This is a genomic window from Algoriphagus confluentis (genome assembly GCF_036245625.1).
Classification (GTDB): domain Bacteria; phylum Bacteroidota; class Bacteroidia; order Cytophagales; family Cyclobacteriaceae; genus Algoriphagus; species Algoriphagus confluentis.
Window position 1 is genome coordinate 32,436 of the sequence record NZ_BTPD01000015.1, and the last position, 12,243, is coordinate 44,678.

The window sequence follows — 12,243 nt, forward strand, 5'->3', positions numbered from 1 at the left end:
ATTTTATTTTTTATTTATCCACCGAAATCATCGAATCGAATATTTTCCTTTGGAATACCCAGATCATCCAATAATTTGAGCACCGCTGCATTCATCAATGGAGGACCGCAGAGATAATACTCTACCTCGTCTGGTTCAGGATGATCTTTCAGATAGTTGTCATAGAGTACTTGGTGAATAAATCCAATGTACCCATCACCTTCTCCATCCAAAGATTTCTTCACTTTCCAGTTGTCCTCCGGAAGCGGTTCGGAAAGACCGATATGAAACTGGAAGTTAGGGAAGTCTTTTTCGATATCCCGGAAATGAGGCACATAGAACAGTTCTTTTTTGGATCTACCTCCATACCAATAAGATACCTTTCTGCCGGTTTTTTCTGTATGGAACAAATGGAAAATATGGGATCTTAAAGGAGCCATACCTGCACCCCCGCCGATGTAGATCATCTCTCTTTCGGTCGGATTGATGTGGAATTCACCATAAGGACCAGAAATGGTCACTTTGTCTCCTGGTTTTCTGGCAAAAACGTAGGAAGAACACACGCCGGGATTCACATCCATCCAGCGATTGTTTGCTCTGTCCCATGGTGGAGTGGCGATACGGATGGTCAACATGATGATGTTTCCTTCTGCAGGATGATTGGCCATGGAGTACGCTCTGAACAGCGGCTCGTCATTTTTCATCACCAAGCTCCACAGCCCAAATTTATCCCAATCACTCTTATAAACATCATTAGGGTGGCCCAATTCAGGATGTGGAGTGATGTCAATATCTTTGAAATTTACCGTAATAGCCGGTACGTCGATCTGAATGTATCCGCCTGATTCGAAGTCTAGCGTTTCCCCTTCAGGCAATTTTACTTTGAATTCTTTGATGAAAGTAGAGACGTTGTAGTTGGAAACTACCTCACACTCCCACTTCTTGATACCGAAAATCTCTTCCGGAACTCTGATTTTCATGTCCTGCTTCACTTTCACCTGACAAGCCAATCGGACGTTACCTTGCTGTTCGGCACGACTGAGGTGACCTACCTCGGTAGGCAAAACATCTCCTCCACCTTCTTCAACCACGCACTTACACATGGCGCAAGTTCCGCCTCCTCCACAAGCGGAAGGAAGAAAAATCTTTTGATTGCCTAAAGTGGAGAGAAGAGTGGTTCCTGCAGAGGTAACTACAGGATTTTTATCGTCTCCATTGATGACGATTTTGACATCACCTGTATTGACCAGCTTGGACTGGGCAAAAAGCAGGATAAGTACCAGTAGCAGAATGATAACGGTAAATGCTACTATGGATGTAATAATTACAGAACCCATGAAATCTTTGTTTTACTTTTTCCTAGGAATAGCCCCATTTTTGGGTGCACAAATATATTTATAAATCAGAAAAACAGGCCAAAAATGCGAGCAAATTTGACTTGGCTTTCTGATCCTTTTCACTCAGATAACTGATTAATTGTTCAAGAGGTTTAGCAAAGTGGTCAGTCTTGATTTCAACTGCCTTCTATCGATGATGAAATCAAGAAATCCGTGTTCCAAAACAAATTCAGAACTTTGAAAACCCTTCGGGAGATCTTTTCCGATCGTCTCTCGGATGACTCTTGGTCCGGCAAATCCGATCAAGGCTTCCGGCTCGGCAATATTGAAATCCCCCAACATGGCATAGGAAGCGGTGACTCCACCTGTAGTCGGATCGGTCAACAGCGAGATATAGGGAATAGCCGCCTGATCTAAAAGAGCCAGTTTGGCCGACGTCTTAGCCATTTGCATCAGGGAAAACCCTGCTTCCATCATTCTGGCACCTCCTGATTTGGAGATCATCAAAAAAGGAGCTTTATGCTTCAGGGAGTGATCTATGGCCCGGGCGATCTTCTCCCCCACCACAGAACCCATCGATCCGCCAATAAAGGAGAAGTCCATGCATGCTACCACTAGGTCCAATCCGTTCATCTTGCCATAAGCTGTGCGTACGGCATCATTGAGTTCGGTTTTCTCAATCGTTGCTTTGATTCGGGAAGAATAGGGCTTGGTATCGGAAAATTTCAGCGGATCACCGGACTTCATGTCTTTGTCCAGCTCGGTGAATTTGTTTTGGTCGAAAATGATCTCAAAGTACTCCTTGGAGCCAATTTTCACATGAAAATCATCGTCCGGGCACACGAAAGAGTTGTTTTTCAACTCTCGGGTATGGATGATATTCCCGTTGGGAGTCTTGAACCAAAGTCCGTCAGGAGCATCTTTTTTCTCAGCAGTAGAGGTTTTAATTCCTTTATCAGTTCTTTTAAACCAAGCCATAGGGGTATATTAGGTTGTTTTTGACGAGTCAAAGGCTACAAATTTAGACCTTATCTCCGTTAATTAAAATTAAAATCCAGAGAAGGCAGTGCAGGGTCAAAGATTACCTGGTATAAAAGGCCTTTTTCTAAACACTAATTTTGCATTATTTTGAAGACCTTCGGATCAACAGAATAGTCATGCTGCCTCCACACCATTTATCCCAATAACCATGAGCTTATCTCTGCTCCTTCTTGTATCTGCCGTCATTCTTATCCTCGCCTATCGCTTCTACGGCCGCTTTGTCTACACCAAATTTGGCCTGAGTGACAGCCGAAAAGCGCCATCCCATACCCTGAGAGACGGGGTGGACTACGAGCCGAGCAAGCCTATCGTGGTTTTAGGACATCATTTTGCCTCTATAGCGGGTGCAGGCCCCATAGTAGGCCCCATCATAGCAGTCACTTTCGGCTGGATACCGGCAGTGATCTGGATTTTGGTAGGGGGTATATTTTTTGGGGCTGTTCATGATTTAGGCAGTATGGCCGCATCGCTGAGGACAGAGGGCAAGTCCATTGGAGTGATCATCCGAAATCAAATCGGGTCCAAGGGAAAGCAATTGTTTGTCTTGTTTTCCTTTTCTACCTTGATTTTGGTCATCGGAGTATTCTCCGATATCATTGCCAAGACCTTTGTCGCCAATCCGGGAGTCGCCTCTGCTTCTATTTTCTTTATTGGTTTGGCCATAGCTTTTGGGATGGTCAATCGGAGGGTTGGACAAAAAACGGTTCCTTTTCTGATTCTGACACTAATCGGTGTGGTTTTAATGTACTACTTCGTCTATCTCGGCACCCAACTTCCCTTTGAATTAGATTACAAAATCTGGATTTTTTTACTGCTGGGTTATGCCTTTTTGGCTTCGGTCACTCCGGTTTCTCTACTCCTTCAACCCAGAGATTACCTAAACAGCTATCTGCTCTATGGGATGATGCTGGCGGCGGTTTTGGGTGTTTTCGTAGCCAATCCACAGATTGAAATGAGCCAAGAGATCCATACCTCCGATCACAATCTCGGCTATCTTTTTCCTGTTTTGTTCGTGACCATTGCCTGCGGAGCTATTTCGGGTTTTCATTCCTTGGTAGCATCAGGAACCACTTCCAAGCAGCTGGATAAGGAAAGCGATGCCAAGGTGGTTGGTTTTGGAGGAATGCTCATCGAATCTTTTCTGGCCATCATTTCTGTCGGGGCAGTGGTGGTCCTTTCCCGAACCGAATACGTTGACCGATTAGGCACCGAGGGTCCTGTTTCCTTATTTTCTACTGGACTGGGAGGTATGATTTCTACCTTAGGCATTCCCGAGCAATTCGCCGTAGGCTTTGTCGCCTTGACCGTTTCTGCTTTTGCATTGACGACCTTAGATACCTGTACCCGACTGGCGCGATTTACCCTTCAGGAATATTTCGAGGATATGCCTCAGCCCGCCGCCAAAGTCCTCGCCAAAAACCGATATCTCTCAACCTTGATCGTGGTGATTCTCTCCGTGCTTCTACTTCTCTCCGGGGAGTTTTCTACGCTTTGGCCGATTTTCGGCTCTGCCAATCAGCTTCTAGCCGCATTGGCACTTTTGACCATTGCTGTTTGGCTGATCAAGAAAAATATCCCCGCGACCTTTGTGACCATTCCCATGTTTTTCATGTTTACCGTGACCTTGGCCTCTTTGGGATTGTTTGCCTGGAAAAACTATCAGGAAGAAGGCTATGTACTGGCACTGATCGCAGCCTTGCTTTTCGTTTTGGCGATTTCCTTGATTTTCCTGGCCTTCAAGAGTCTAAAAGCAGAAGCCAAAGAACCCGCAAAGGTTCTTTGACTTCAAAAAAATCTACTGGTCAGCTCCGTCTTGTTGAGCTCGCTGAATAGTGTATTGAGCGACATCCCTACCCTGCTGCGTACCTACGGTGGCATCAAATGTCCAGTGAATTCCTCCATAAACTCTGGATAAGGCAGCTTCTTCTGCCCAAGCTCTGAACTGATTGGCTTCTTTGGGGAAAATATAAGCCAAAACCTCAGCTCCAGCTGCCGAAAATACCGAATGCCCCGAGGTGTATGCTGGGAAATTCGGAGAACCGGCTATGGTCTCAAAGTTGGGAATCAGCTGAATTGGCCGGGGATAATGGTAATAATATTTGGCATCCCAGCAACTGATTCCTCCATCCATGATAGCCATGTTCAAATACGCCAAGGTCCTGGCTGATCTGAGCGTGTTCATTTTGTACTGCACAATGTACCGGTTAGCAAAATCATTCCAATGTCCCGGAGGAGTGTAGGTACTAAGGCCATCCTGCCAAAAATTGGCAATTCTCCTTCTTTCAGGGGTCCGGTTTTCCGCATAATCTTTCAGAATTTTTACATCAGCTTCGTAAGCTGCCGATCCCGGTGCTGGAGGAATCCCTGGTCGGGTATCTTCTACTTTTGGGACATTCCACATTCGAACTTTTCCAAAAAGAGGCGTCAATCCCACCGGGCGCTGGGGAGATTCCATATTTTCCCATTTCCATCCAAAACGCTGGAAGGCTGCGTTGGAAATGGAATCCGAGACCGCCTTGGAAGTTTGGGCATTTTTCATCCCGTCTGTTGAGGCCCGCATCATTGCCTTCTCTGCAATATCACTTCCCAGTTTTGAACCCGCCTCCAAATCGCTCTTTACAAATTCACCCGAAAGCAGCAAACATTCCAGGTGTTCCTTTTCTTTCTGCTCCAAAAAAGCTGCTTCTAAAGGAAACATGGCAGTAAGAATTTTTCTAGATGCAGTCGCTATGACCGCCCCATCGGAAGGATAGGCAGGCATATCCTGATGCTTGTAGGCAAAAGGAATGGAGGGATCATTGACATAGGCTGCGGGCCTATTGAAGGTGTACTTGTAATGCCAAGCTGAAATCAAGCCATCGTATTGCGCAACCGACAGATAAGCTAATGCCCGGCTTGCGTAAGGAGGATGGGCAAAGGGAAAGGCTGGCGGGCCTTCAGGATTGGAGGGATTGGGGAGGGTATAGGAACCATCCGGGTTCGGCCCTGGGATCAAATTGTATTTTGCAATGAGCGTCAGAGCAATTTCATTCCATCTCACCACGGGGTTATTGGTCCAGTAGGCAATATTTTTTCGCTGGGTTGGATTCATTTGTTGAATAGCAGATTTGGTATCGGCCAGTTCGGCCTGATAGGCTCCTGAACTGGTCGGTTCGGGAGCGGAAATACTCAACTCAGCACCTGATGAAATCAAAATTGGCTTCCAGTTTCCTCCGTTTTCATCAAGGGAAGCATATTCATAGCTTTGGTAGGGAAGTTCGGTCCGCAAGTCCATTTCGCAGGAAAAAAGACCCAAAAGTCCTACGGAGATTATTCTAAGTATATATTTTTTCATGGGATTCTAGCATTAGTTAAACAAGCCAAATTGGTAGGTAACGCCGGCGCCGAAGCTGCTCATCTTTGGGGCATTTTTCCCGGAAATCACCTGATTGAAGGAGGCCAAAATACCCAGGCCTTTGACCTTTGGGAAATAGTAGTGGGCAAAAACCCCCAGTCTGTCCATATTTACCTGATTGGTGGGTTGCGGGGCATTATACGCCCGGATGTCATCTCCCGAAGTAGAGCGCTGCCCTACATAGCTGAGCTCCAGCCGAAGGAGATTCCCCTTGAACCACTTTCCCAAAACCGCTTCATAATTCCAAGAGTTGGGAACGTCCATCCATGGGGTAAAGTAGCTCCCGTCGTTGTAATAGAACTCACGCTCCGCTTTGGTGTAGCCCTTCCATACAAAAGCTCCGGATCCTCGGGCATAAAATCCATTTTTCAACTTGTAATGAAGGATTCCTCTCCAGGCTAACTGGGGAGTGCCCAGTCCAAGGGAATAGGGCTGATAATCCGAAAGGTAATTGGAAGCACGGTTGGAAAAATTCAGGGAGGCAAAGGCCGAAAATTCATTTTCTTCAGTTTTCCTTTGGAAAAGCTGGTACTTCAGCCCAATTGAATAATCCTGAAATCCCTGGGCTCCGGCAAATTTCCCCCCATTGGGCCGGGTGGAGTTGGTGGAAACATAAGGAAGTCCCGCGTATAGATTCAGCTTCGGAGTCAGGCCATAGGCGGCCATCAGCAGGGCCGTTCTCCGCTGTACCGTGGCGATCGTACCGTTAGTTCTGAGAAGGGAACCTTCCCAATATTCGTCAAACTGCCCGTATTCATAATATCCCAAGAAGCAGATTTCCTGCTTGGGCATCATGAGCTCATCCGTCGGGGACTGGGCCAATAGGGTATAGGTGAACATTCCCAAAATGGTCATTAATGACCCTTTCAGGAACTTGGTGTAGAAGTTCATGGAAATAAAATTGATAGTTAACAGAGGGAAAATAGGGCAAGCAGGAAGACCCAAATCAAATGGGATTTCCTGCTCAGTTGAAATTGAGTACATGCCTAATCACTCCACCCTAAGGAGTAACCAGGAATTTCGCATTCAGGAAATCTGAGGAGGGGGTGAGTCTAGGTTGAAATAAGGACTCATGTAAGCTGAAAAAATAAACCCAATCTGTATTTCATAGCCTGATCGCTCTGCAATAGGCAGGTTGAACAAGTCTGACTCTACGTAGTCTTTGGCAAAAAGCTTAACCATGCTTTTACCGTTTTGATCTTGTGGTAATTCATCATCCACCAGAGAGGAAATCCATTTTTTGACCGATGACTCCAATACCCTTCGGGAGGTATCCGGAACATAGACAATCTGGAGTGTATCATTTTGGTACCGCTGTTTGATGGCACGGAAATATTTACCGTCCTTTTCAAACTTGGTATTGGTAGCTTGAAAGTCCTCCTGATTGGCCATATAGGGAGCTGAAAGGGGGATTTCCATCATTCGTTCCTCGAGAGAGCCCAGTTGCTCGCTGTAGATTTTATCTTTCCAGCTGGATTCTAAAGAGTAGGAAGCAGACAAATAAAATCCATAGTAGCCAAAATGATAAACGGCAAAACAAATCAAGAGGGCTATGGAAATGACTTTTCTCAAGGGAAATTCAATTGGACTCGAAAAATCAAGTTTTTTTCTCAGATAGAAAAATCATGCTGGTAAAAAGGCAGATAATTAATTGCTTATTCTGAAAATAATGAAAAAAACAGAATTTTATTTTTTATTTCATTTGACAAATGAAATAAAAAGTAGGATTAGGCCAAATATCAGTACACTCCCTCCATAATATTTGATAACCAAAAGCCGATTGAAGCGGTCAAGAAACCAAAGCACCCAAACCGGTCGAATCAATCCCAAAATCAGGGAAAGACAGGAGCCAAGAAAAAGACCCAGGAAGATAACTCTAAGTGCTTCAATCATACCTTAAAACTAAAAAAGGAACGGGTATCCCGTTCCTTTTCAGTAGAGGTAATTCGGATTACTTCTTCCTTTTTACCTCTCTCATTTCATATCCTTCTATGGTATCGTCTACCTGTATATTATTGAAGTTTTTAATAGAGATACCACATTCGTAGCCGGCTTTGACTTCAGCCACATCGTCTTTGAATCGCTTCAACTGATCGATTTCACCTTCATGGATTACAATACCATCCCGAATGATTCGGATTTTGTTCTTTCTGGTAATGTAGCCATCGGTGACATAAGACCCGGCCACAGTGCCGACTTTGGAGATTTTGAAAATTTCTCGTACTTGGATATTCCCAGTAATGACTTCTTCAAATTCCGGCTCAAGCATACCTTCGATTGCATCCTTGATTTGATTGATCGCATCGTAGATGATGGAATAGTGTCGGATTTCGATTTCTTCCTGCTCTGCCAGTTTCTTTGCGTTGGAAGAAGGGCGTACTTGGAAGCCAATTATAATCGCATCGGAAGCAGAAGCCAACAATACATCGGATTCGGAGATCTGTCCCACACCTTTGTGGATAATGGATACTTTTACTTCTTCTTTGGAGAGCTTCAGCAAGGAATCAGAAAGGGCTTCTACAGAACCATCCACGTCACCTTTGATGATGATGTTGAGTTCTTTGAAGCTACCGATGGCCAATCGACGTCCGATTTCATCCAAGGTGATGTGCTTCTTGGTTCTCAAGCTTTGCTCTCTCTGGATTTGCTCTCGGGAATTGGCAATTTCTCGGGCTTCTCTTTCCGTGTCATACACTTTGATTGTATCCCCTGCCTGTGGGGCGCCGCTTAGACCCAATACCTGAACAGGGGTAGAAGGTCCGGCTTCTTTAACTTTCTTTCCTTTGTGGTCAAACATCGCTTTGACCCTGCCGTAGTGCTGACCTGCCAACATGATGTCGCCGACACGCAGCGTACCTGCCTGTACCATGATCGTAGCCACGTAACCACGTCCCTTATCCAAGGAGGCCTCGATTACTGTACCCACGGCATTTTTATCAGGATTGGCTTTCAATTCAAGAATCTCTGACTCCAGCAATACCTTTTCCAATAGCTCGTCCACTCCCTGACCGGTTTTGGCAGAGATATCTTGAGACTGATATTTACCGCCCCACTCTTCTACGAGTAGGTTCATGCCTGCCAACTCTTCCTTGATTTTTTCAGGACGGGCATTTGGCTTATCTACTTTATTGATAGCAAAGATCATCGGAACTCCTGCTACCTGAGCGTGGTTGATCGCTTCTTTGGTCTGAGGCATGATGCTGTCGTCAGCCGCGATTACGATAATCGCTACGTCGGTGATTTTGGCACCTCTTGCTCTCATCGCAGTAAAGGCCTCATGACCCGGTGTATCCAAGAAGGCGATTTTATGACCTGTTTTGGTCATCACATCATAAGCACCGATGTGCTGGGTGATTCCCCCTGCCTCTTCTGCAGTCACTTTGGACATTCGGATGTAATCCAGCAAGGAGGTCTTTCCGTGGTCAACGTGACCCATGATGGTGACAATCGGAGCTCTTTCTTCCAAGTCTTCCGGATCATCCCCCACCTCTTCTACTATTTCGTCTTCGATGGATTTGGTAAACTCCACATCGTATCCAAACTCATCTGCGATGATGGTAATCGCTTCTGCATCCAAGCGCTGATTGATGGAGACAAACATACCCAAAGACATGCAGGCAGAAATGATCTGATTTACTGTCACGTCCATCAAGGAAGCCAGATCGTTGGCCGAAATAAATTCTGTCACTTTGAGGATTTTGCTTTCCTCTCCCTCCATTTCCACTTCACGATCCCGGTCAGCTCTCTTATCTCTCCTGGATTTGGTCTTGCCTCCTGACTTATTCCCCTGGAGTCTAGCCAAGGTCTGTTTGATTTGATCTTGGATCTCCTTTTGGGTAGGCTCTGCCTTTTGGGTACGCTGAGGATTTTGGTTGCCTTTTCCTGGTTTTTGATTGCCGGGTTTTTGGCCTCGATTGTCCGGTCTGTTGGTGTTTGGACTTCCTCCCGGTTTATCGATTCGTTTTCTAGGGCGTTTTTTATCTCGATTTCTTTCGTCTGAGGAAGCAACAGGGCCACCTTTTTTCTTCGATTTATCTACCGGCAATTCGATTTTACCCAAAACGGTAAGTCCTTTCAATGAATCTGCTTTCGCAGAAATCAGGTCTACTTCTCCTTCTGGTGCAGTTTCCTGAGCCGGAGGAGGAGTTGGAGTGGCAGGCTTCATAGGAGCCGGTTTGGGCGGTTCTGGTTTGGGCTTTTCTACCGGTTTTGGAGCAGGAGCCGGAGCTTGTTTGGGCGCTTGCGGCGCAGGGGCAGGCTTGGGCTCGGGTTTGGGCGGAGCTGGTTTTTTGTCCAGATCGATTTTTCCCAGGATTTTTATCCCTCCCAATTTGGGGGCTTCGGTGTTTACCTTTTCTACCTCAGGCTCGGGAGCTGGAGCAGGTGGAGGGGTAGGAGTAGGCTTTGGCTGTGGCTCTGGAGCAGGTGGAGTCACCGGCTCAGGAGCACGATCTACTTCAGGTTCGATAGAGATCGGCTCATGTCTCTTCCCAATAGAAAGGTGGGAAGCCTCTTCTTTTTCCAGTGCTGAGGACTTAAACTCCTTTTCCAACATGGCCACCTGCTCCATGTTTATTTTGGAATTGGGATTATCCTGCACTTCAAAGCCCTTTTTGCCCAGAGACTCCACGATGGTTGCTGTTCCCACGTTGAGTTTCCTGGCTAAAGCGCCTAATCGCATCATTTTTTCTTCTGACATAAGCAAAAACCTCTTTCGAAATCTTAAGTAAAATTAGGGTATTCTTTGGGGTATATCCCCTTATTATTGTTCAAATTCTGTTCGGAGGATTCGGAAAATCTCGTCGATCGTTTCCTCTTCCAATTCTGTTCTTCGGATCAAATCCTCTTTGGTCAGTGCCAATACACTTTTGGCCGTGTCCAATCCTGTCTTTTTCAACTCATCGATGATCCACTCCTCAATCTCGTCAGAAAACTCTTCCAAGACTACATCTTCCTCCTCGTATTCACTCAATTCACGGAATACGTCAATTTCATAACCCACCAGCCTGCTGGCAAGCTTGATATTGTGTCCTCCTTTACCGATTGCAAGGGATACTTGATCCGGCTTCAGGAAAACTGAAATTCTTTTGGTATCTGCATTCACAGAAATAGAGGATACTTTAGCCGGGCTCAAGGCACGGGATACGTACAATTCCAAATTTTCCGTGTAATTGATCACATCAATGTTTTCGTTTTGAAGCTCCCGAACCACCGCGTGGATTCTGGACCCTTTCATTCCGACGCAAGCGCCAACAGGATCGATTCGGTCATCGTAGGATTCGACGGCTACTTTAGCTCTTTCTCCCGGTTCTCTGACGATTTTGATGATGGTAATCAGACCGTCGTATACTTCAGGCACTTCGTTTTCGAAGAGACGCTCCAGAAATACCGGAGAGGTTCTCGAAAGGATCACCTTTGGGTTTCCATTGATCATATCTACCCGGTGCACAATTGCTTTTACCGTATCTCCTTTTCTAAATCGATCCTTCGGAATCTGCTCGCCTTTGGGCAAGACCAATTCATTTCCTTCCGAATCGATCAGCAGGATCTCTCTGCTCAGGATTTGATACACCTCAGCGGAGATGATTTCACCCACCTGCTCTTCGTATTTATTGTACAGAATATCTTTCTCAAGATCCTTGATCCGCTGAATCAGGGTCTGACGAGCCATTTGCACAGCCCTTCTACCAAACTCTTCCAGCTCAATCTTTTCGTACACTTCTTCGCCTATCTCAAAATCAGGCTCGATTTTCCGGGCATCCGTCAGGCTGATTTTGTCAAAATCCCAAATATCCTCCGAGTTATCGTCGACGATCTCCCGAATACGGAAAATCTCCAAATCCCCCTGATCGGCATTGATGGTCACATCAAAGTTTTCGTCCGTTTCAAACTTTTTACGGATCATCGCGCGAAACACATCTTCAAGAATACGGATCATAGTAGGTCGATCCACATTTTTAGACCTTGCAAACTCTGCAAAAGATTCTATTAAGACTTTGGCATCCATTGGATTTATTTAAAAGATACTTGTACGATTGATTTCTTAATTTCTGAATAAGGAAGACTCAATTCTTCTTCCCAGGCCTTTTTCCCCTTTTCTTTGACTTGGATCAACAGCTTGATCCCAAATTCTTCCACAGCACTCAGCTTGCCTTTTTGCTCCTCGCCGGATTGCAGCCATACTCTGAGCCCTCGCCCCACATTTTTCTGGTATTGCCTGGGCGTAGCCAAAGGATAATCCAAGCCCGGAGAAGATACCTCTAGGACAAATGCCTCGACAATGGATTCATCGGCCTCCAATTCCTCGCCGATGCCCCGGCTGACTCGCGCACAGGTATCAATGGTGACTCCCTGATCCGCATCGATCAATACCATGATTTTTGCCTTGCCGCTATTTTCTTCCATTTTGACTTCCACCAAGAAATGGGAATCGTCCGGAAGATGCTTCTTGGCCAAGTCTTCAATAGTATGCCGCTGTATGCCCATAGGTTA

Annotated in this window: 9 protein-coding genes; 1 reads left to right on the forward strand and 8 read right to left on the reverse strand. The window is 45.8% G+C overall.

The window, feature by feature from the left end; translation table 11 throughout:
* Nucleotides 1-14 precede the first annotated feature (14 nt).
* Nucleotides 15-1,316 carry an NADH:ubiquinone reductase (Na(+)-transporting) subunit F gene (gene nqrF / locus AAA943_RS18795; RefSeq protein ID WP_338225842.1) on the reverse strand — a complete coding sequence of 434 codons (1,302 nt, stop codon included), beginning with the start codon at nt 1,314-1,316 and terminating at the stop codon, nt 15-17.
* Nucleotides 1,317-1,451: 135 nt separating this feature from the next.
* Nucleotides 1,452-2,294: an acetyl-CoA carboxylase, carboxyltransferase subunit beta gene (accD, locus tag AAA943_RS18800; RefSeq protein WP_338225843.1), complete on the reverse strand. Its 843-nt coding sequence runs from the start codon at nt 2,292-2,294 to the stop codon at nt 1,452-1,454.
* A 211-nt stretch (nt 2,295-2,505) separates the two neighbouring features.
* Between accD and AAA943_RS18805 the strand changes: the two genes are divergently transcribed.
* The gene (locus AAA943_RS18805) at nt 2,506-4,140 is read left to right on the forward strand and encodes a carbon starvation CstA family protein (RefSeq protein ID WP_338225844.1); all 1,635 of its coding nucleotides are present in this window, start codon (nt 2,506-2,508) and stop codon (nt 4,138-4,140) included.
* A 12-nt stretch (nt 4,141-4,152) separates the two neighbouring features.
* Here AAA943_RS18805 and AAA943_RS18810 read toward each other — a convergent pair whose 3' ends face one another.
* From AAA943_RS18810 to AAA943_RS18835, 6 genes are all read right to left on the reverse strand, one after another.
* Nucleotides 4,153-5,691 carry a vanadium-dependent haloperoxidase gene (locus AAA943_RS18810; RefSeq protein WP_338225845.1) on the reverse strand — a complete coding sequence of 513 codons (1,539 nt, stop codon included), beginning with the start codon at nt 5,689-5,691 and terminating at the stop codon, nt 4,153-4,155.
* A 12-nt stretch (nt 5,692-5,703) separates the two neighbouring features.
* Nucleotides 5,704-6,735 (reverse strand): transporter, encoded by a 1,032-nt coding sequence (locus AAA943_RS18815; RefSeq protein WP_338225846.1) that lies wholly within the window; start codon nt 6,733-6,735, stop codon nt 5,704-5,706.
* 42 nt (nt 6,736-6,777) lie between these two features.
* Nucleotides 6,778-7,323 carry a hypothetical protein gene (locus AAA943_RS18820; RefSeq protein WP_338225847.1) on the reverse strand — a complete coding sequence of 182 codons (546 nt, stop codon included), beginning with the start codon at nt 7,321-7,323 and terminating at the stop codon, nt 6,778-6,780.
* A gap of 379 nt (nt 7,324-7,702) precedes the next feature.
* The gene (gene infB, locus AAA943_RS18825; protein ID WP_338225848.1) at nt 7,703-10,450 is read right to left on the reverse strand and encodes a translation initiation factor IF-2; all 2,748 of its coding nucleotides are present in this window, start codon (nt 10,448-10,450) and stop codon (nt 7,703-7,705) included.
* 63 nt (nt 10,451-10,513) lie between these two features.
* On the reverse strand, nt 10,514-11,758 hold the full coding sequence (gene nusA / locus AAA943_RS18830; protein ID WP_338225849.1) for a transcription termination factor NusA: 1,245 nt from the start codon (nt 11,756-11,758) through the stop codon (nt 10,514-10,516).
* Nucleotides 11,759-11,763: 5 nt separating this feature from the next.
* The gene (locus tag AAA943_RS18835; protein ID WP_338225850.1) at nt 11,764-12,237 is read right to left on the reverse strand and encodes a ribosome maturation factor RimP; all 474 of its coding nucleotides are present in this window, start codon (nt 12,235-12,237) and stop codon (nt 11,764-11,766) included.
* Between the last annotated feature and the right edge of the window lie 6 nt (nt 12,238-12,243).